This is a genomic window from Streptomyces sp. NPDC002851, assembly GCF_053591935.1.
On the sequence record NZ_JBSFUT010000006.1, the window covers coordinates 148,377 to 167,742 of the forward strand.

Annotated in this window: 21 protein-coding genes and 1 pseudogene; 11 read left to right on the forward strand and 11 right to left on the reverse strand. The window is 69.8% G+C overall.

Annotated features, from left to right (window positions below):
- The first annotated feature begins 207 nt into the window (after positions 1-207).
- Positions 208-702 carry a DUF3515 family protein gene (locus ACWD10_RS09125; RefSeq protein ID WP_451088583.1) on the forward strand — a complete coding sequence of 165 codons (495 nt, stop codon included), beginning with the start codon at positions 208-210 and terminating at the stop codon, positions 700-702.
- Between the two features lie 90 nt (positions 703-792).
- Here the strand turns inward: ACWD10_RS09125 and ACWD10_RS09130 are convergent, their stop codons facing one another.
- A complete protein-coding gene (locus ACWD10_RS09130) occupies positions 793-1,053 on the reverse strand; it encodes a hypothetical protein (RefSeq protein ID WP_451088585.1) in 261 nt (86 codons plus the stop codon).
- 59 nt (positions 1,054-1,112) lie between these two features.
- On the opposite strand from ACWD10_RS09130, the gene ACWD10_RS09135 reads away from it, so the two are divergent.
- The 3 genes from ACWD10_RS09135 to ACWD10_RS09145 all read left to right on the forward strand — a co-directional run bounded on the left by ACWD10_RS09135 (position 1,113) and on the right by ACWD10_RS09145 (position 2,618).
- Positions 1,113-1,364: a hypothetical protein gene (locus ACWD10_RS09135; protein WP_451088587.1), complete on the forward strand. Its 252-nt coding sequence runs from the start codon at positions 1,113-1,115 to the stop codon at positions 1,362-1,364.
- A 333-nt stretch (positions 1,365-1,697) separates the two neighbouring features.
- Positions 1,698-2,219, forward strand: a complete 522-nt coding sequence (locus ACWD10_RS09140; RefSeq protein WP_451088589.1) for a hypothetical protein — start codon at positions 1,698-1,700, stop codon at positions 2,217-2,219.
- Between the two features lie 33 nt (positions 2,220-2,252).
- Positions 2,253-2,618, forward strand: a complete 366-nt coding sequence (locus ACWD10_RS09145; protein ID WP_451088591.1) for a hypothetical protein — start codon at positions 2,253-2,255, stop codon at positions 2,616-2,618.
- A gap of 226 nt (positions 2,619-2,844) precedes the next feature.
- Here the strand turns inward: ACWD10_RS09145 and ACWD10_RS09150 are convergent, their stop codons facing one another.
- Together ACWD10_RS09150 and ACWD10_RS09155 are read right to left on the reverse strand one after the other, a co-directional pair.
- Positions 2,845-3,702 (reverse strand): SDR family oxidoreductase, encoded by an 858-nt coding sequence (locus ACWD10_RS09150; protein ID WP_451088592.1) that lies wholly within the window; start codon positions 3,700-3,702, stop codon positions 2,845-2,847.
- 594 nt (positions 3,703-4,296) lie between these two features.
- Positions 4,297-5,067, reverse strand: a complete 771-nt coding sequence (locus tag ACWD10_RS09155) for a methyltransferase domain-containing protein (RefSeq protein ID WP_451088594.1) — start codon at positions 5,065-5,067, stop codon at positions 4,297-4,299.
- A gap of 78 nt (positions 5,068-5,145) precedes the next feature.
- Between ACWD10_RS09155 and ACWD10_RS09160 the strand changes: the two are divergent.
- A pseudogene (locus tag ACWD10_RS09160) lies at positions 5,146-5,271 on the forward strand (thymidine kinase); the annotation flags it as partial.
- Positions 5,272-5,310: 39 nt separating this feature from the next.
- On the opposite strand, the gene ACWD10_RS09165 reads toward ACWD10_RS09160, so the two are convergent.
- The 4 genes from ACWD10_RS09165 to ACWD10_RS09180 form a co-directional block, all read right to left on the reverse strand.
- Positions 5,311-5,523: a hypothetical protein gene (locus tag ACWD10_RS09165; protein ID WP_451088596.1), complete on the reverse strand. Its 213-nt coding sequence runs from the start codon at positions 5,521-5,523 to the stop codon at positions 5,311-5,313.
- A 2-nt stretch (positions 5,524-5,525) separates the two neighbouring features.
- Positions 5,526-5,918: a carboxymuconolactone decarboxylase family protein gene (locus ACWD10_RS09170; protein WP_451088598.1), complete on the reverse strand. Its 393-nt coding sequence runs from the start codon at positions 5,916-5,918 to the stop codon at positions 5,526-5,528.
- 119 nt (positions 5,919-6,037) lie between these two features.
- Positions 6,038-6,880, reverse strand: a complete 843-nt coding sequence (locus ACWD10_RS09175; RefSeq protein WP_451088600.1) for an MBL fold metallo-hydrolase — start codon at positions 6,878-6,880, stop codon at positions 6,038-6,040.
- A gap of 228 nt (positions 6,881-7,108) precedes the next feature.
- Positions 7,109-7,888 carry a VOC family protein gene (locus tag ACWD10_RS09180; protein ID WP_451088602.1) on the reverse strand — a complete coding sequence of 260 codons (780 nt, stop codon included), beginning with the start codon at positions 7,886-7,888 and terminating at the stop codon, positions 7,109-7,111.
- Positions 7,889-8,148: 260 nt separating this feature from the next.
- On the opposite strand from ACWD10_RS09180, the gene ACWD10_RS09185 reads away from it, so the two are divergent.
- Positions 8,149-9,006: a sulfurtransferase gene (locus ACWD10_RS09185; protein WP_451088604.1), complete on the forward strand. Its 858-nt coding sequence runs from the start codon at positions 8,149-8,151 to the stop codon at positions 9,004-9,006.
- 107 nt (positions 9,007-9,113) lie between these two features.
- On the opposite strand, the gene sepH is transcribed toward ACWD10_RS09185, so the two are convergent.
- Positions 9,114-10,232: a septation protein SepH gene (sepH, locus tag ACWD10_RS09190; RefSeq protein WP_451088606.1), complete on the reverse strand. Its 1,119-nt coding sequence runs from the start codon at positions 10,230-10,232 to the stop codon at positions 9,114-9,116.
- 523 nt (positions 10,233-10,755) lie between these two features.
- Between sepH and ACWD10_RS09195 the strand changes: the two genes are divergently transcribed.
- Positions 10,756-11,922, forward strand: coding sequence for a hypothetical protein (locus ACWD10_RS09195; protein WP_451088608.1), 1,167 nt, complete (start codon positions 10,756-10,758; stop codon positions 11,920-11,922).
- A gap of 31 nt (positions 11,923-11,953) precedes the next feature.
- Here the strand turns inward: ACWD10_RS09195 and ACWD10_RS09200 are convergent, their stop codons facing one another.
- Together ACWD10_RS09200 and ACWD10_RS09205 are read right to left on the reverse strand one after the other, a co-directional pair.
- Positions 11,954-13,306: a D-arabinono-1,4-lactone oxidase gene (locus tag ACWD10_RS09200; protein WP_451088610.1), complete on the reverse strand. Its 1,353-nt coding sequence runs from the start codon at positions 13,304-13,306 to the stop codon at positions 11,954-11,956.
- Positions 13,233-14,507: an MFS transporter gene (locus ACWD10_RS09205; RefSeq protein WP_451088612.1), complete on the reverse strand. Its 1,275-nt coding sequence runs from the start codon at positions 14,505-14,507 to the stop codon at positions 13,233-13,235. The genes ACWD10_RS09200 and ACWD10_RS09205 overlap by 74 nt, the downstream gene beginning before the upstream one ends.
- Before the next feature lie 116 nt (positions 14,508-14,623).
- Between ACWD10_RS09205 and ACWD10_RS09210 the strand changes: the two genes are divergently transcribed.
- Positions 14,624-15,754 (forward strand): ferrochelatase, encoded by a 1,131-nt coding sequence (locus ACWD10_RS09210; protein WP_451088614.1) that lies wholly within the window; start codon positions 14,624-14,626, stop codon positions 15,752-15,754.
- Between the two features lie 16 nt (positions 15,755-15,770).
- The gene (locus tag ACWD10_RS09215; RefSeq protein ID WP_451088616.1) at positions 15,771-16,571 is read left to right on the forward strand and encodes an inositol monophosphatase family protein; all 801 of its coding nucleotides are present in this window, start codon (positions 15,771-15,773) and stop codon (positions 16,569-16,571) included.
- Between the two features lie 128 nt (positions 16,572-16,699).
- On the opposite strand, the gene ACWD10_RS09220 is transcribed toward ACWD10_RS09215, so the two are convergent.
- Entirely contained in the window at positions 16,700-16,861 is a 162-nt protein-coding gene (locus tag ACWD10_RS09220) for a hypothetical protein (protein WP_451088618.1), read from the reverse strand.
- Between the two features lie 315 nt (positions 16,862-17,176).
- Between ACWD10_RS09220 and ACWD10_RS09225 the strand changes: the two genes are divergently transcribed.
- Both ACWD10_RS09225 and ACWD10_RS09230 read left to right on the forward strand, forming a co-directional pair.
- Entirely contained in the window at positions 17,177-17,830 is a 654-nt protein-coding gene (locus ACWD10_RS09225; protein ID WP_451088620.1) for a response regulator transcription factor, read from the forward strand.
- Positions 17,831-17,837: 7 nt separating this feature from the next.
- On the forward strand, positions 17,838-19,082 hold the full coding sequence (locus tag ACWD10_RS09230; RefSeq protein WP_451088622.1) for a sensor histidine kinase: 1,245 nt from the start codon (positions 17,838-17,840) through the stop codon (positions 19,080-19,082).
- Positions 19,083-19,366: the final 284 nt, after the last annotated feature.

Genomic DNA, 19,366 nt, shown 5'->3' on the forward strand with positions numbered 1-19,366 from the left:
CACTATGACCGCTGGTATCAGGGCCAGTCATGTGGCTTAGTGACCGACGCCGCCCAGGCCCTTCACGGCTTACCGCACGAGCTCATCCGCCTTGTCTGGTCAGCTGCTTGGCGAGGAGGAGACTACGGGCGTAGCCGGTGGGGAGGGTATTGACTCTTTGGGCATAGCCCGATCGGGCAGTGGGCGGCAGCCCGTAGGCTCGCTCTCATGCCCATGATCAAACGTCGAACTGCACTGGCTGCCGGCGGTGTGTCTCTGGCCGCCTGCGCTGTGGTGGCGGCGAGCATCGCGTTCGACCCGCCCTACGAGCTCACGCCGGCGCCGCTCGCCGATACGGCAGCCTGCCGGAAGATGGCTCGCTCGTACCCCGACCAGCTCTCTGGCCTGGAGCGCGAGGACACCGACGCGCCGGGCGCCGCGGCGTGGGGAGATGGTGCTGTTATCGCCCGTTGCGGGTTCCCGTTGCAACTTCCCAGCGAGGAGGCATGCGCGGAGATCGACGAGGTGGACTGGCTCTGGCGCACCCGGCAGGACCGGGAAGGAATGAAGACGCTGATCGTCTACGGCCGCGAACCGGCGCTTCAGGTGCAGATAGACCCAGAGCGAGCGGCACCGGACGAGGTGATGGTCGATCTGACCCGAATCGTGAAGCACCTCCCGCGGGAGCGCCGCTGCATCTCCGTGTCGGACACGCTCAGTTAGAAGCATCACGGGAGAACGGCCGACGCGTACACGCGGCGGAGTTGCGATGCGACGCTGCCGTGCCGACGGCTCGCGACGAGCCGGTCAAGCTCACCCGGCGAACGTAGCCAGGAGGTACCCCAGGTACAGCAAGGTCCCGCCGCCTGTGCTGAGCCCGATGGCGCACCGGACACGGTTGAGTCGTCGCATCAGGCCGAGGACGCCGAAGGTGACAGCGAGGCTGCCGCTCAGCAGCGGAATCGCGACACCCGCATGGCCGGAGAACACCACGGCGATCAGGGCGAGAGTGCCGAGAACCACTGAGGCTGTCCCGTAGAGGGAGGCCGGGCTGTCCGTGGCTTCGGTGGTCATGGCTGGGTACCCGCTGTTGGCCGTCGTGGTCGTCCGGTGTGGCTCATGCACTACCGGTGATGCCCGCCATCGCGCCGGGCAGGTACGCCATCTCTGGTGCCGCGGACGATCCCGCTTCCAGCCGAGCAGGCCGCGGAGGCTGCCAGGCATGCGCCGACGTCGGACGTACCGACGCGGGGAAGCGGCTGCCGCTACTGCGCCCCCTTCGGCGTAAGGCCCTACGCCCCTGCCCTGCCCTGCTCTACGTCCTCGTACACGACGGGCACCAGGCCGTGAAGATCGGCATCACTGGCCTGGAGGCGGTGTGGTGATCCGTTGCCGGAGTCGATGGCGCAGGAGCGGTGTTCTGCTCGAGCCGGTGCAGGTCACGGCGGTGGCGGGCGTGTCGGAGGACCGGCGGAGGACCGCCGTACTGAGGCGGGTGAACTGGCTGACTGCTCGGCGTGTAAGGGGTGTTGGACGGGAGGGGTGGGGCATCCGCCGGTTTTTGAAGAGATGCCTGAGCCGGTCGGTGGGTTCCTGTCGGCTGTCGTGATCCTTTGCATGCGTTCCCGCTCTATTCCGGCCACTTCGGGGGTGCCAGGGTCTTGCTCGTGATCGCCTCCGTGACCGGGAGGCGAGGCAACGACCACAGGGGATTCAACGTGCGTAAGACCACCACACGCCGCATATCGCTGGCCGGAATTGCCGCCGTCACCAGTGCGGCTCTGCTCGCCACCGTGGCTCCCAACGCCATGGCTGCCGACAACACCCGGGGGAAGACCGCAGCCGTGACAGCGGGGGCTGAATCGCAGGCTCCGGCACTCACCCCGGAGCAGCGTCAGTTCATCGAGGACGAGATGGGGCCGGAGGCTCTCGCTGAGATCGAGAAGGGCATGAGCCAGAACCCCTCCGGCGGTCCTCAGGCCCGCGCGTTCCCGATTGCCGCGGTTGCCATCGGCGCTGCCGCATGGTGCGCGAAGGGTGCTCTGGCCAGCATTCCCACCTCCGTGCTCAGTGACATCGCGGCGGGGAAGGCCTCCAGCAAGAGTACCTACGTCAGGAACGCCGCCATCGGCTGTCTCGGGGGCGAGATCGGCGGCGTCGTATGGAAGTTCCTGCCGGGCTGGGTCAAGGACAAGGCCGTCAACATGGTGATCGCCTTCATCATCAAGTACATCCGCTAGGGTCGCCCCGCACGACGAGATCCAGAGGAAACCATGGCCTACATGTTCATTTTCGGCTGCTTCCTCCTCCTGGGCGTGGTCAGTCTGCTGGCAGCCCGCGTCGGATACCGGGGCAAGGTCTGTGACCGGTCCGCCGGGTACGAGGTCCCGGCGGAGGTGAAGTCCGACCCCGCCCTGCGGAAGCGGGCGAACGGCCTGGTGGCGTTCTGGTGTACCGGGGCCGCAGCGCTCAGCTTCGCTCCGCTGGTGCCGATCGGCAGCGTCATCCTGAGCGACGGAGGTAAGTCGGTCTCCACTTGGGGGCTTTGGGCCTTCGCGCTCTATGGCCTGGCTGTGGTGATCGTCGGGGCCTACCCGTTCGAGAAGATCAAGCATCTCGGCACATCCTCCGAGCGCTGAACGACGATGCCCCGGGGCCGGGCCCGGCCCCGGGGTCTCTTTGCGGACGGTCCCACCGGCCAGCCGATATCGAAGCCATTGTTTCGGAAGCCATGTTCACGAGAGCGGGAGTCACCCGGCTTCTTCGGGCGACGCCGGAGACGGACGCGGATGCGGGTCTCACCTGAGATGCGGGTCCATCCGCGTCCGTCCCACGTACTGCGTCCGTCCCACGTACTGCGGCGGGCTATGTCGTGACTGCGGGGGCTGTTGCCGTGAAGGCATCCGCGTGCTCCGCCGCCCACTGGGCGAAGGTGCGGGCCGGGCGGCGGGTGACCTTCTCGACGGTGTCGACGACCGTACGGCCCACCTCCGGGGTGTTCCCGTACGCCTCGGTCAGGAAGTCGATGACCTCCTTCGGGTGGCCCTCCGCCCGCCATTGCGCGACGGCCTGCTCCTCGGTCATCTCGACCAGGGTGATCTCCTGGCCACGGGCGGCGGCGATCGTCGCCACCTTGTCGCCGACGGTAAGGAGCTCAGGGCCGGTGATCACGTACTCCTGGCCCCCGTGGCCCTCCTCGGTGAGCGCGACCGCAGCGACGGCGCCGATGTCGCCCTCGTGGACCGTGGCGCTCAGCCGGGAGACGAACGGCTCGCGGACTTCGCCCGAGGCCGCGATCCCGTCCGCCCACTCCAGGGCGTTGGACATGAACTCGACCGGCATGAGCACAGTCCAGTCGATATCGGCGTCGGCACGCACGGCGTCCTCCAACAGGGACGGCCCGCCGCCGTGCAGCACGGTGACCCGGCGTACCCCGGCCGCGCGGGCCAGCTGAAGGATCCGCGGGCCGGTCTCCAGCGGGGCGAAGTAGGCCCCGCCGAAGGTGATCAGATGGAGGCCGGTGACGCCCTCCAGGGCCGGGGGCAGGCTGTCGGGTTCGGTCAGGTCGCCCTGGACGACCTCGACTTCGGCCGGCAGGTCGGCCTTCGCCGTGTCCCGGGTGAGGGCGCGGACCGCGTGGCCGCGGGCGAGCAGTTCGGCGACGACCTGGCGGCCGACGGTTCCGGTGGCGCCGGTGACAAGGATCTTCTGCTTCTGTGTCATGGCACGACCCTAGGGAGGCTTGCGGTCTACTTCTGTCCGCAAGTCTCGGGCTCTGAGGCGGCGGCAGGAACTGCTGTTGGTTCTCGAGGCCGTAGCGACTCCCGAACTCGGTTCTGGCGCAGATCTTGGGGAGCGGTCGCGGAGGGTGACAGCGGGGCGGTCGGTCCGGTCAGCGGGCTCAGCCGCATCCTGGGAGGCATCGGGCTGGCCCTGGCCGGACGGGCCGGCTCCCGGCTCGTCCGGCCCAACTGGGCTTTGAAGTAGGGAGGATGACCTTATTGCGCCGAGTCATGGCGCCGACCGGTTCCACCTGTGGCAGGGTCTCGGCCGGGCCGTGGAGACCGGCGTCGCCGCCTACCGCGACTGCCTGCACGCCCTGCCACCGGAACCCACGCCGTTGAACGGGGACATGCAACAAGGCGATCCACGGCTACCCAGCCCAGATCCTGCCGGTCGGCGGGCCCACCGCAAGAAGGCCGCGCACGCCCTGGTCCGCCCCTCCGGAGCGTGCCTGACCGCGTAGTAGTCGATGCCCTTACTAGGGCGGGTATCGAAAGTGGATCTCGGGCATGAGGCGGCCAGGTGATCGCCGCCTCACCGTGGAGCGGTCGCCGCTGCCATGAACATCGGCACTGCCAGGAAGAGGCGGTCGGCCTCGGCCCGCGCACGCTGCTCAGCGATCCAGCTGTCCGTCTGCTCGCGCGTGATGGCGCCGGTGGAGCAGGCTCCTTCGGCCAGTCCGGTGAGCAAGGGCAACAGCGTCGGCCCGGTGAACACGCCCGTGTGCACCTCGACCGTCACATCGCCGAAGCAGGCGTCGAGGAGCAGGTTGCGGTACCGGCGGGCAGCACGCGGGCCGACGGTCAAGTCGGCGCGGGCGTGCACGATGGTGCTGGTGAGGGCCGGATCGTCAGAGTCGATGACGAAGGTGTGCCAGTCCTGGCCGACGAGCACGATCCGCCCTCCGGCCGTGAGAACTCTGCGGGCCTCTGCCAACGCCCGCTCAGGCTCAGCCAGCTCATGGAACACCTTGTCGGCTCGATAGCCGTCCACCGAGGCGTCCGGCAGCGGCAGCTCGTACGCGTCCGCGATCCGGAAATCCGCCTCGGGCCATCGGTCGCGGGCGACGGCGATCATCCGTTCGTCCGGGTCCACACCGACGGCCTTCACGCCCCGTTCGGCCAGTTCCGCCACGGCCCGCCCAGCGCCGCAGCCCACGTCCACCATGGACCTTCCGGGTTCGGCCCCGAGCAAGTCGTAGGACAGTGCCCTCAGTTCCTCCGCGCCCGGCAGGCGATCGGTCGCGTCGAGCAACGCTATGAGGTCGTCCGTCGACTGGCGTGTCCGTTCCGTTTCTCTGGTCATGAGTGCCAGCTTGGGACTTAATGTCGGCATGAAGTCAAGTGAACCCAGGGCGCCTGTTGGTGGCGAGCGCGAGCCGATGCCTTCGGGATCACGACGGACTTCCGTACGAAGCCGTTCCCGGGTTCGCAGCGGCTGCTCGAACTGGCGGACCGTATCGAGGCATTGCAGGTCGAGGCGATGTGCTGGTGCGGGGCGCGGGCCACGTGTTGCCCGTGGGGTCCGACTGACGCTCACGTCCTCGGTTCAGGCGCCGCCCGTCGGAGGTGCGGCCTCGTGCAGGCGCTGTGCCTGGGCGTCGTAGTCCCGTAGGACCTGGCGGAGTTGTTCCAGTGCCTCCTCGGGGATGCTGGGGGGAGCGGACTCGGCCACGTATCGGGCGGCGGCCACCAGTGCCGCGAACTCGAAGGCGTGAGCGGTCGCGCGCAGGACGCCCGGCCGGGTCCACTCGAGATGCATGATCATCCCTTCGATGCCAGGTAGTCCTTGATCTGCCCGAGTTCCTGCTCGAAGTCGTCGTAGTCCTCACGCATGCCGTTGAGGTACGCGCTCCAGCCGAGGCTGTTCTTCGCGTAGTGGACGGCTTCCTGGATCTCCTCGTCGGTGGCGCCGAACAGCTTCGCGGCCTCGGTGTGGAAGAGCGTGCAGTAGCGGCACTTCGTCTCCGAGTGCAGGGCGATCCCGATCAGTTCCTTGTACTTGTTCGGGATGAGCGTCTCACCGAGCTCGATCTTCTTGAAGATCTCCCATTCGTAGTCCAACAGGTCGTCGGGGATACGGGAGAAGAAATGCGGCACGAGACCCAGCGTTTCCTTGATCTCCGACTCGACCTCGCTCCGGTTCCGGCCCGCCATGGTGATCACTCCTCTCAGCGCGGCGAAACCGATCCCCCTCATTCAAGGCTAGGACCGGCCGACGGGCCCTGCGACCGCTGCTGCGTGCGCCTGCGCAGGCGTGTGTGCGTGTGTGTGCGTCACGTCACCACCGGCTTCGCCGTCGCCGCGATGATCCCTTCCAGGAAGTCCTGTCCCGGCTCCTCCCAGGGAGGCAGCTCCGGGACCTTGCGGATGAGTTCGAAGGCCTCGTCGATCAGCTCGTGGTGGATCGCGGGGGCGTGGCAGGACGCCGCGGTGTCGATGTCGAGCTCCTGGACGCGGTCCACGTGCTTGTTGAACTTCGTAGTATCCAGCCAGAGATGCCAGGGGTGGTTCAGCCGGTTGCCCAGGAGCAAGCCGTCACGCCAGGCTTCCCGGTCCAGGTCGGCGGCGTCCTCGGCCGGGTGCGGGATGGCCGTGGCGAAGGTGTCGGCCGCCCAGTAGACCCGCGTCGTGGCGTCGAACAGTCCGCGCGTGGTCGGGTTGTCGAAGAACGGCGGCCTGATCGCGAGGAGCTCGCGGTCCCCCGCGGTGAAGCTCTCGCCGTCGCGTACCCAGCGGGAGCGGTTGAACGGCATCCAGAACTCTTCGGTATCAATGGCGTAGCGGGCCATCGAGAACCAGGTCGTGACCAGGGTGGCGTTCGGGCAGGCGGCCATGACCTGACGGACGTTTCCGGCGTGATCATGGTCGTCGTGGGTCAGGAAGACCCAGCGCACATCGGCCGGATCGACAAGGCTCCAGGCATGGTCCAGCCACTGCTGCCGGTTCGACGGCGCACCGGTGTCGACGAGCACGGGCTCGCTGCCGGTGATGACCATGGAGTTGACGTAGAACATCCCGACCGGCGGCGCCTCAAGCAGCTGCGGGATGACAAAGGTTTCAGGCGCAACTTTGTACGGCTCAACCTTCGGCTCAAACATTCCTTCGGCGGTGGTCATGGCCCCGCCTCCTCGTGACGCTGTGCGTGACCGATCAGTGGAAGACCCGCAAAACGCACCGAGAGGATGACCGAGAGGATGAAGGTGCTCCACTCCATCCTGTGCACGTCCTTGATGCGGCCACCACCGGGGGCAGACCTGCCATACCGCCCGCCGCGCCGCCTTGGAGGTCCCCGCCCGACACGCCCGACACAGAACTCGCCTCCGCGGAAGGGCAGTTCCGCTCGGTCAGACCCCTTCCGGCTCGTGTACGAGCGTGAACGTGGCACCCTCGGGATCCGCGACCGTCGCCATCCGGCCGTGGGCGCTGTCCTGGGGAGCGCGCAGGAGCTGGCCGCCGAGTTTCTGGATCTGCTCGACCGAGCGGTCGACGTCCGCGACCTCGAAGTACGTCATCCAGTGCGGGCCCCGGTCGTGCGGCAGCGCGTTGCCCACGCCGTGGATGCCGGCCACCGGGCGGCCGTCGATGTGCAGCGTCAGATAGTCGAAGTCGGCCGAGACGACGGCCTCTTCCTCGTACCCGAAGAGGGACTGGTAGAACTTGCCGACGCTCGCGGTGTCCTGGGTCACCAGCTCGTTCCAGGCCAGCGTGCCCGGTACGCCGCGCAGGGCGATGCCCAGGTGCGCGGCGGCCTGCCAGACACCGAAGACGGCGCCCGTGGGGTCGGAGGCGATGAGCAGGCGGCCGGCGTCATCGGCGTCGAGCGGCCCGACCCCGATCGTGCCGCAGGCCTCGGTGATGTGCTCGGCCGTGACGTGGATGTCATCGGAGGCAAAGTACGTGGTCCAGGCAATGGGCAGATGTCGGTCGGTCGGCAGCTGGCCGATTCCCGCCACCTCTCGCCCGTTGAGCAGCGCGCGGTCGTACGGCCCGAGCTGCTGCGGCCCGGGTTGGAATTCCCAGCCGAAGAGCGCGTGATAGAAGTCCTTGGCACCGGCCAGGCCGTGCACCATCAGACTGACCCAGCAGGGCGTGCCGGGCTTGTGCCGAGCTGTCGACTCGGTCATCGTCTCTCTCTCCTCGGAACCGTCATGGTGACCCATAGGGAGTGCCGGAGCAGATGCTCGCACCACCGGCCGCGCCCTGTGCTCCGGCCGCGCCGCACGAGCGGATTCCGCGGGAGGATGCCCGGTCTTCTGTTGCTCAATCCGCCCGCTCGTCCGTCGTCCGGGTCCTCACCCCGGGCGGTGTCGATCAGCGGAACGTCAGGCCGAGCAGGCTAGTAGGCACCGGTCGGGGCGGCCAGCGTTTGCGCGAGGATGTGCCTATGAATGCCATCATCTCTGGATCCGAACTCGGGAGCGACCTGAAGCGGCCAAATCCGCCCGTACTTCTGGATGTCCGCTGGCAGCTCACCGCGGCCAAGCTGGGTGGCGCGGCCCCGTTCGACGGTCGCGCGGAGTACGCGGCCGGTCACCTGCCCGGTGCCGTCTTCGTCGACCTGGACACCGCGCTCGCCGGACCGCCGGGCGCACGCGGCCGTCATCCGCTGCCCGACCTGGAGATCTTCGGTGCCGCGATGCGCGCCGCGGGCGTCTCGGCGGGGCGTGACGTGGTCGTGTACGACGGCGGGCAGGGCTGGGCCGCGGCCCGTGCCTGGTGGCTGCTGCGCTGGACGGGCCATTCGTCGGTACGGGTCCTGGACGGCGGCCTCGCCGCGTGGGACGGCCCGCTGACCAGGGAGGTCCCGAGTCCGGAGCCCGGCGACTTCGAGCCGCGCCCGGGGTCGCTGCCCACCGTGGACGCGGACGGCGCGGCCGCGCTGGCCCGCTCCGGACTGCTGCTCGACGCGCGCGCCGCGGAGCGGTACCGGGGCGACGTGGAGCCGATCGACCGGGTCGGCGGCCACATCCCGGGCGCGGTATCGGCACCGACCATGGAGAACGTCGGCCCGGACGGCCGCCTCCTGCCCGCCGCACAACTGGCCGAAAGATTTCGCAAACTCGGCGCCGAGGACGCCCCCGAGGTCGGCGTCTACTGCGGCTCGGGCGTCTCGGCCGCCCATCAGGTCCTCGCCCTCGCGGTCGCGGGCATCCCAGCAACGCTGTACCCGGGCTCGTGGTCGGAGTGGTCCTCGGACGCGTCCCGCCCGGTGGCGACGGGGAGCAGCCCGTCCGGCGATTGACGGGAAGACGGGAAGGGGCGGGGCCGGGGAAAGAGAGGGAACCCCGGCCCCGCCCCTGCCGAACGCGGCCCCGTCCTCGCCCCAGCCCGTACGACGAACTACTCCTGCTACTCCTGCGACTTCTTACGCCGCGTCCCGAACACGATCTCGTCCCAACTGGGCACCGCCGCCCGCCGCCCCGGACGCACCCCGTCCGCCTCGGCCTGCCGATCGGTCGTACCGACAAGCCGTTCACGGTGCCCGGCGACGGCCCGCGGCATCAGCACATCGGCATACGCGGCCCCGGCGGACGCGGCCGGCGCCGGAGGCTCCTCGGCCTCCGGCTCCTGCACGGGCTCGTCGGACGTGCCGTTGTTCGACGTCGTGGACGTGGTCGAGGTAGCGGCGGCCGTCGAGGACGAGGGACCAGTGGTGCCGGACGCCCCGTTGGCCGTGGCGGGACGTTCAGGCACGACCATGTCGCCGCGGAAGCTGGGCACCGCCTCGAGGAGGCTGGTCAGGGAGTCCCGGCCCTGGTCCTCCTCGGTCTCCTCGGCGGGTTCCGGCGCGCCCGGCCGCTCCATCTGCCGGTCGAGGGCACGGTCGAGCGGCCGGTCCCGGGGCAGCCGGGCGATCCGCGGCACGAACGGGAAGGTCGGCTCCGGCGACGCGATGTCGTCGGTCTCGCCGATCAGCGAGCGGGCCTCGTCGTCCACGGCCTGGACGAGCCGTCGCGGCGGGTCGTACGTCCAGCTCCCGGAGTGCGGCTCTCCGGCGACGCGGTAGGTGAGCAGCACCTCCCACGTGCCGTCGTCACGGCGCCAGGAGTCCCACTGCACGGAGTCCTTGTCGACGCCGCGGAGCAGCAGCCGCTCCTGCACGGCCTCACCGAGTTGGGGTCCGGCGTTCTCGCCGGGTCGGCGTACGGGCGTCTTGCGGGCACGTTCCGCCATGAACGCGCGCTCGGCGAGAACGGGGCCTTCGAAACGACGTACGCGGTCGACGGGGATACCGGCGAGCTGAGCGACCTCTTCGGCGGTCGCACCGGCCCGTATCCGGGCCTGGATGTCGCGGGGGCGAAGGTGGCTCTCCACCTCGATCTCGATCTGCCCGAGGCGCGGCCGGTCACCGCGTACGGCGGCGCGCAGTCGTTCGTCGATCGGAAGCGTGTACTCCGTCGAGTCCGCAGCCTTCAACACCAGCCGTGTGCCGTCGTTGCTGACGGCCACGACGCGCAGTTCGGGCATCGGGACCTCCCGGGTGGTGCCTGCCGACGTCACGTGCGTCGCTGCTTCCGCTAGTCGAGTGTGGCCTGCCCGGGTGCAGCCTGCCACAACCTTGCCGAGTTGCCCGGCGTGTCGGGCATGGGACCTGGATCCCCGTTATGGCACGGTTACCTGTTCGCAACGCTAAGTGACCGTCGTGGTCACCCTGTGCAACGAGCCCCCTTCCGGAGGTCCTGGCAAGCCCCCGAGCACCCAGGTTGGAGACCGGACCCAGGGCTCGCAACAGTACTCCATTCGGGCCACCCGGGTGGACCGCCGCGCCGCCGAAGTTCTCGTGGGGCAAGGGAGTTGACGCTCGCCGGGGCCATATTCCCCGCTTACGCAGGTGGCTTGCTTCACAGAATGCGCAGAAACGGAACTTTTTGCTTCGCTCATTTGTCCCTTGTGGTGCAGGCAGGACGTGAACGGCGGACAAGGGACGGGGATGTCACAGCGGGTGGATATCAGGAAGAAACCTGATATAGGCGCCGAACAGGACGAACGGGTGCCGAAGAGGAAGCGGATCGAACTGAACGTGCCGCAGGTGGCGGGCAGTGCCGTGGCGGCGGTGGTGGCGGCCAAACTGGCCTCGGCCTTCGGTGTCTACGGCACCATCCTCGGCGCCGGTCTGGTCAGTGTGATCGCGACCTGTGGCGGCTCCGTCTTCCAGCACTTCTTCTCGCGTACGGGCGAGCAGGTGAAGGAGGTCGCGGTCAAGGCCAAGCCACGGCCCCGGCAACTGCCGGTGACCGCGGACGGCCACCCGGTGCCGTCGACGTTCCGCCCGGAGGGCACGGCCACGGGGGCGATGACTACGGGGTCGATGACCACCGGGGCGATGCCCACGGGCGGTCCGGTGACCACGGGCCCGGTGACCACCACCTGGCGCCCCACCGCGGACGCCGAAGCCACCACGATGCTCCCCGCGGTCGGCACGGCCGAAGCCACCACGGTCCTGCCTGCGGTCGGCGGCGCGGCCGACGCCGAGAAGACGCAGCTGCTCAAGGCGGCCGACGCCACCCAGGTCCTCGCCCCGGTCGACGGGACGGTGCTGCTGCGCACGGCCGCCCCGCAGGATGCCGCCACGGACGCGGCCCCGCAGGACCAGGCCACCCAGCTGCTCCGCTCGGTGCCGCCCCCGGACGGCACCGGGACGACACACCCCACCGACCTTCCGGACGAGTACGGCACATCCACCGTGCACGGCAAGCGGATCAGGAGCTGGAAGCGGCCGCTGCTCGGTGCCGCGCTCGTCTTCGGCGTGACCATGTCCGGGATCACGACGTACGAGCTGGTCTCCGGCAACAGCTTCAGCGGCAACGGCACGCAGGTGTACCGCCCCAGCAGCTGGAACCACCCGAGCACCCCCGACCCGACCCCGCGGCACCCCACGCCCTCGGCCGACCCCTCGCAGCCCTCGACCGACAGCACCCCGGAGCAGGGCGGCGGCCACCAGTCCCCGGGCACCGACCCGATCCCGGACGACGGCGGCAGCAAGCCCACCCCGAACCCGGACCCGACGGACCCCGATCCGGCCCCGAACCCGCCGAACCCCGATCCGACGCCGACGCCCACTCCGACCCCGACGCCGACTCCTACGCCCACCCCGACGCCGCCCACCCCGGACCCCGCCGACGGCGGGCTCGAGCAGTCGGTCCCGGACGCCGAGTAGGGCGACGCCGAGTAGGGCCGAGGTGAACGGGCTATTCGCCCAGGACCCGGCGCAGGTAGTCGTTCCCGAACCGCCGGTCCGGGTCCAGGTGGTCCCGGAGCGCGGTGAACTCGCCGAAGCGGGGATAGACCGAGGACAGGTACTCCGCGTCGCGCGTGTGCAGCTTGCCCCAGTGCGGCCGCCCGTCGTGCTCGGTGAAGATCCGCTCGGCGGCGGTGAAGTACTCGCGGTACGGCGTCCCCTTGTACATATGGACCGCGATGTACGCGCTCTCCCGGTCCGACGAGGTGGAGAGCGTGATGTCGTCCGCGGGCGCCGTACGGACCTCGACCGGGAAGCTGATCCGCAGCCTCGAACGCTCGACCATGGTCCGCAACTGGCGCAGTGCGGGCACGAGGGCCGCGCGCGGCACGGCGTACTCCATCTCCACGAAGCGCACCCGGCGCGGCGATGTGAAGACCTTGTAGGGGATGTCCGTGTAACTGCGGGCGGAGAGCGCCTTGCTGGAGATCTTGGCGATCGACGGGATGGTGGCCGGGAAGGCCCGGCCCACCGAATTGACCGCCTGGAAGAGGCCGTTGGAGAGGAACTCGTCCTCGAACCAGCCCGCGAGCGCGCCGACAGGGGCCTCGGGGCCCGCGCTGCGGTTGTTGCGCTTGGTGTTGCAGTTGCCGGTGTGCGGGAACCAGTAGAACTCGAAGTGCTCGTTCTCGGTGAAGAGTTGGTCGAACTCGGCGGTCACCCGGTCGAAGCTCATCGGCTCGTCACGCGCCGTGAGCAGGAACACCGGCTCCACGGCGAAGGTGATCGCGGTGACGACGCCGAGGGCACCGAGGCCGATCCGGGCGGCCGCGAAGACCTCGGGATTCTCCTTCTCCGAGCAGCTCAGGACCCGTCCGTCCGCGGTGACCAGCTCAAGTCCGCGGATCTGGGCGGATATCGAGGCCGAGTCGCGGCCGGTGCCGTGGGTGCCGGTGCTGGTGGCGCCCGCGACGGTCTGCTCCATGATGTCGCCCATGTTCGTGAGCGACAGGCCCTCGCGGGCCAGGGCCACGTTCAGGCGCTTCAGCGGAGTTCCCGCTTCCACGGTGACGGTGCCCGCCTCGCGGTCGATCCCGCGGATGCCGGTGAGCAGGTCGGGGCGGATCAGGACGCCGTCGGTGGCGGCCGCGGCCGTGAAGGAGTGGCCGGTGCCGACCGCCTTCACGCGCCGCCCGTCCTCGGCCGCCTTACGGACGGCGGCGGCCAGCTCGTCGACGGAGGCGGGGGTCACCTCATGGGCCGGGCGCGCGGCGACATTGCCCGCCCAGTTACGCCATGTCGTCCGCTGCCGCGGGCCGCCGCTGCCGTTGTTCGCCGTGTGCGTCGTGTGCCGTGTGCTCATCGAACCCTCCCCGCTGCGGCACCGGCCGCTTCAGCCGGCGATACCCAAGGAACGCGACCGCGACCGCGACGGCCCCGGCCGCCGCCGGAACCGCGTACCCGGCGTCCGCCCCGGCCGTGTCGATCACCCAGCCGGATACCGACGAGCCGAGCGCGATCCCGACCGCGATCCCGGTGGACGTCCAGGTCATGCCTTCGGTCAGTTTCGCGCTGGGTACGTGCTGCTCGACGAGGGCCATCGTGGTCACCACCGTCGGCGCGACGGAGAGGCCCGCGACAAACAGCGCCACGGCCAGAAACGGAAGGTTCCCGACCAGTTGCAGCGGGATCATACTCACGGCCATCGCGCAGACACCCAGCAGCCACCTGCGGGCGGCGGTCCCGCGCGGCCGCAGCAGCCCGAAGACCACCCCGGCCAGACAGGACCCGAGCGCGTACACCGCGAGGACCAGACTGGCCGCCGCCTTGTGGCCCGCCTCCTCGGCGAAGGCGACGGTCACCACGTCGATCGCCCCGAAGATCGCCCCGACCGCCACGAACGTCAGCATCAGCACCTGCAGCCCCGGCGACCGCAGCGCCGAGCCGCCCGCGTGGTGCTCGCGCGGATGCGGTACGGGTTCGGTGCCGCGCTGCGCCGTCAGCCAGAAGACGCCCATGGCGAGGAACAGCGCGGCGAGCAGCGGCCCGGCCTCCGCGAACCACACCGTGGACAGGCCGATCGCGACGATCGGCCCGACGATGAAGCAGACCTCGCCGATCACGGACTCGAAGGAGTACGCGGTGTGCAGCTTGCGCGGCTCGTCGCGGTAGAGCCACACCCAGCGGGCCCGCACCATCGAGCCGAGGCTCGGCATGCACCCGACGGCCGCCGCACAGCCGAACAGCGTCCAGTCCGGGAGCCCGAGCCGCGCGGCGGCCAGGAGCCCGGCGACCGCGGCGAGCGCGATCAGCGTCGCGGGCGGCAGTACTCGGCGCTGCCCGTGCCGGTCCACCAGGCGCGAGACCTGCGGGCCGAGCACGGCCATGGAGACGGCGACCGTGGCCGACAGCGCCCCGGCCATGCCGTACCGCCCGGTGAGCTGCGAGACCATCGTGACGATGCCGATGCCCATCATGGCCGGCGGAAGTCGCCCGATGAACCCGGCGGCGGAGAAGGCGCGGGCGCCGGGGGCCGCGAAGAGGGCGCGATAGGGGCTGGGCAAGGGGCGCTCCACGAGAGTCCAGTAAGCCGCGAAACCGGCCGTGACAGATTACGGGCGCATGGGGTCACCCGGCACCGCATTTTCGGCGGCGCGGGGCGGGTGGCAGGATCAGGACCATGCCAGAAGCGCTTGACTCCGCCCCGTACGACGCCCTCCTGCTGCTCTCCTTCGGCGGCCCCGAGGGACCCGACGACGTCGTGCCGTTCCTGGAGAACGTGACGAAGGGCCGGGGCATCCCCAAGGAGCGGCTCAAGGAGGTCGGGCAGCACTACTTCCTGTTCGGCGGGGTCAGCCCGATCAACGACCAGAACCGCGCCCTGTTGGACGCGCTGCGCAAGGACTTCGCCGAGCACGGCCTCGACCTGCCGGTGTACTGGGGCAACCGCAACTGGGACCCGTATCTGACCGACGTACTGCGCCGTCTCGTCAACGACGGCCACCGCCGCGTCCTGACCCTGGCCACCAGCGCGTACGCCTCGTACTCCGGCTGCCGCCAGTACCGCGAGAACCTCGCGGACGCGCTCGCGACCCTTCAGGCCGAGGGCCTGGAGCTGCCGCGGGTCGACAAGCTCCGGCACTACTTCAACCACCCCGGTTTCGTACGCCCGATGATCGACGGCGTCCTGAAGTCCCTCGCCGAGCTGCCCGAGGACGTACGCGACGGGGCGCGCCTCGCGTTCACCACGCACTCCATCCCGACCGCCGCCGCCGACACCTCCGGTCCGGTCGAGGACCACGGTGACGGCGGTGCGTACGTCAAGCAGCATCTGGACGTGGCCCGGCTGATCGCCGACGCGGTGGCCGAGGAGACCGGTGTCGCCGACCGGCCGTGGCAGCTCGTCTACCAGTCGCGTTCCGGCGCCCCGCACATCCCGTGGCTGGAGCCGGACATCTGTGACCACCTGGAGGAGCGGCACGCCGCCGGGGCGCCCGCGGTCGTGATGGCGCCGATCGGCTTCGTCTCGGACCACATGGAGGTCATGTACGACCTCGACACCGAGGCCACCGCCAAGGCCGCCGAGCTCGGCCTGCCGGTGGCGCGCTCGGCCACCGTCGGCGCCGACCCGCGGTTCGCCGCCGCCGTCCGCGAGCTCGTCCTCGAGCGGGCCGCCACCGAGCGCGGCGAGGACGTGCGGCCCTGTGCCCTCGGCTCCCTCGGCGCGAGCCATGACCTGTGCCCCGTGGGCTGCTGCCCGGCCAGGACGCCGAAGCCCGCCGCCGCGGGCGTCGACAGCCCCTACGCGTAAGGAATCCGTGAACCCCGTGACCGATCAACTCAAGGCCGAACTCCTCGCCCTGGCCCTGGAGGCCGCCGACCGCGCGGGCACCCTGCTGCGCGACGGCCGCCCCGCCGACCTGGGCGTGGCTGCCACCAAGACCAGCGCGGTCGACGTGGTCACCGAGATGGACATCGCCTCCGAGAAGCTGATCACCGGCTTCCTGGCCGAGCACCGACCGGACGACGGCTTCCTCGGCGAGGAGGGCGCCAGCGTCGAGGGCAGCAGTGGCGTCCAGTGGGTCATCGACCCGGTCGACGGCACCGTCAACTACCTGTACGGCAGGCCCGCTTGGGCCGTCTCGATCGCCGCCCGCAAGGACGGCGAGACCGTCGTCGGCGTGGTGCACGTGCCGATGCAGGGCGAGACCTTCCGGGCCCTCCTGGGCGAGGGCGCGTATCTGGGGGAGCGCCGTCTGACCGTCGGAGAGGCCCCCGACCTCGGGCACGCCCTGCTCGGCACCGGCTTCGGCTACCTCACCGAGCGCCGGGTGCGACAGGCCGAGGTGGTCCGGGAGCTCATCCCGATCGTCCGGGACATCCGGCGTGGCGGCTCCGCGGCGATCGACCTGTGCGACGTGGCGGCCGGCCGCCTGGACGCGTACTACGAGCGCGGCCTGAACGAGTGGGACCTGGCCGCCGGTGACCTGATCGCCCGCGAGGCCGGTGCCCTGGTCGGCGGCAGGCCCGGCGCGGCCCCCTCCGGCGAGCTCCTGGTGGCGGCGCCGCCCGGCCTCTTCGAGACCCTCCAGACCAAGCTGGACACGCTCGGCGCCTGGTACGACTGACGCTTTTCCGTCCGTACGCGCGCGTGCGGACGGAAAACGAAAAACGGCTGAACGCGCGTGTACGGACACGGCAGAGGGCCCCGGCACTTGGTGGGTGCCGGGGCCCTCTGTGAGGTCTGTGCGGTCGCTCAGGCGAGTTGCACGCCGTGTTCGGCGGCGAGGCGGTGCAGGTCCTCGAGCTCGGCCTGCTCGACCTCGACGAGGTGCTCGTCGCCTTCAGCCAGAGCCTGGTCGAGGTCGGACTTGGTGGCCTCTATGCGGTGCAGGAGCCCTGCGGTGAATGCGTCCATGGTTGCGCCCCCTCGTCGTGGGTCGTGGTCAGTGGCACGGGGGTGTGCCCTCGGGAAGGGGCGATCACGTCTCTCGCCGCTCGCGAAGAGCAGCTCGTGGCGTGCCACATGCAAAGAGTGATCGCGGGTGTGCTGACGTCCTCCCCAGGGCGTCTCAGCCAGAAACCTCAACCACCCCACGAATCCTGGAATTCCCACCCGTGGGTTTCCGCCTTACAGCCGGTTTACGGCCGAAAGAGGCAGGATGGAGGCTCACCAATCGTGATCAGAGCTGCCCGAACAGGGGCAACCAAAGCCAAGTGGAAGGACAGGGACGTGCGTGTACTCGTCGTCGAGGACGAGCAACTGCTCGCCGATGCGGTGGCCACCGGACTGCGCCGGGAGGCCATGGCCGTCGACGTTGTGTACGACGGCGCCTCGGCCCTGGAGCGCATCGGCGTGAACGACTACGACGTGGTGGTCCTGGACCGTGACCTCCCCGTCGTGCACGGCGACGACGTCTGCCGCAAGATCGTCGAACTCGGCATGCCCACCCGCGTCCTGATGCTCACCGCCTCCGGTGACGTCAGCGACCGCGTCGAGGGCCTGGAGCTGGGCGCCGACGACTATCTGCCCAAGCCGTTCGCGTTCACCGAGCTCACCGCCCGCGTGCGCGCCCTCGGGCGGCGTACGACGGTCGCGCTGCCGCCCGTACTCGAGCGCGCCGGCATCAAGCTCGACCCCAACCGCCGCGAGGTCTACCGCGACGACCGCGAGATCCAGCTCGCCCCCAAGGAGTTCGCCGTCCTGGAGGTCCTGATGCGCAGCGAGGGCGCGGTCGTCTCGGCCGAGCAGCTCCTGGAGAAGGCCTGGGACGAGAACACCGACCCGTTCACCAACGTGGTCCGGGTGACCGTCATGACCCTGCGCCGCAAGCTCGGCGAGCCCGCCGTCATCGTGACCGTGCCCGGCTCCGGCTACCGGATCTGAGCCCTCGATGGCCTCGACCCCGGCGCCGCCGTCGGCGCCCCCGAAACCGACCTGGGATCCCAAGCGGCCGGAGCCCCCGTTCCCGTGGCTGCGCCCGACCATCCGGATAAGGCTCACGCTGCTCTACGGCGGCATGTTCCTGATCGCGGGGATCCTGTTGCTCTCGATCATCTATCTGCTGGCGGCGCAGGCCGTGCACGTCGGCAATGAGCTGCCGTTCCGGATCGCTGGTGAGGTCAGGGTGTCCAGCGACGCCTGCCCCGGCCTGAACTCATCGGGGCAGATCTCCCAGGACGAGTTCAATGCCGCCGTCAACGAGTGCTTGAGCCTCCAGCGCCAGCATGCCCTGGACGACCTGCTCAGCCGCTCGCTGCTCGCGCTGCTCGGCCTGAGCGTGATCGCCTTCGCCTTCGGGTACGCGATGGCCGGCCGGGTCCTCTCGCCGCTCGGCCGGATCACCCGTACCGCCCGCCGGGTTGCCGGTTCGGACCTGACCCGGCGGATCGAACTCGACGGCCCGGACGACGAGTTGAAGGAGCTCGCGGACACGTTCGACGAGATGCTCGACCGCCTGGAGCGGGCCTTCTCGGCCCAGCAGCGCTTCGTCGCCAACGCCTCGCACGAGCTGCGCACCCCGCTGGCGATCAACCGCACGCTGCTCGAGGTCCAGCTCTCCGATCCGGGCGCACCCGCCGAACTACAGCAGCTCGGCAAGACCCTGCTCGCCACCAACGAGCGCAGCGAGCAGCTGGTCGAGGGCCTGCTGCTGCTCGCCCGCAGCGACAACCAGATCGTGGAGCGTAAGCCCGTCGACCTCGCTGAGGTGGCCTCGCGCGCCATCGACCAGGTGCGGGGCGAGGCCGAGGAAAAGGGCGTGGAGATCCGCGGTGAGCGCGGCCTGGCCGTGGTCCAGGGCAATGGCGTCCTGCTCGAGCGGATCGCCCTGAACCTGGTGCAGAACGCCGTGCGGTACAACGTCGACGAGGGAGGCTGGGTCGAGGTCCGTACCGAGGCCAAGGAGGGCCAGGCGGTCCTCGTGGTATCCAATACGGGGCCCGTGGTCCCGGCGTACGAGATCGACAACCTCTTCGAGCCCTTCCGGAGGCTGCGCACCGAGCGCACCGGCAGCGACAAGGGCGTGGGTCTCGGCCTCTCCATCGCCCGGTCGGTGGCGCGGGCGCACGGGGGCCGTATCATCGCGGAGCCGCGCGAGGGGGGTGGTCTCGTGATGCGAGTCACCCTGCCCATCTGAGACAGTTCTCCGGATCGCTGAGTGTTCGCTTTAAGCGGAATTTTCGGGACCTTGTCCCAGGGAACCCGTGTGGAATCGATCACAGAGGCGAATTTCCGGCCACATACTCTCCGTGATGCTTGGGGCCTTGGTAATGCCTGGAAAATCCGGGTTTCCGGGGGTCTTGATCACGGGAAGTACACGGATTGGCGCCCGTGTAGTGCGACAAACGGACCGTGTACGGTCCCGATCGCCATCCAACCCGATCACTCTTCGGGGGTCCGGTTGGGTGTCGATTGAGTAAC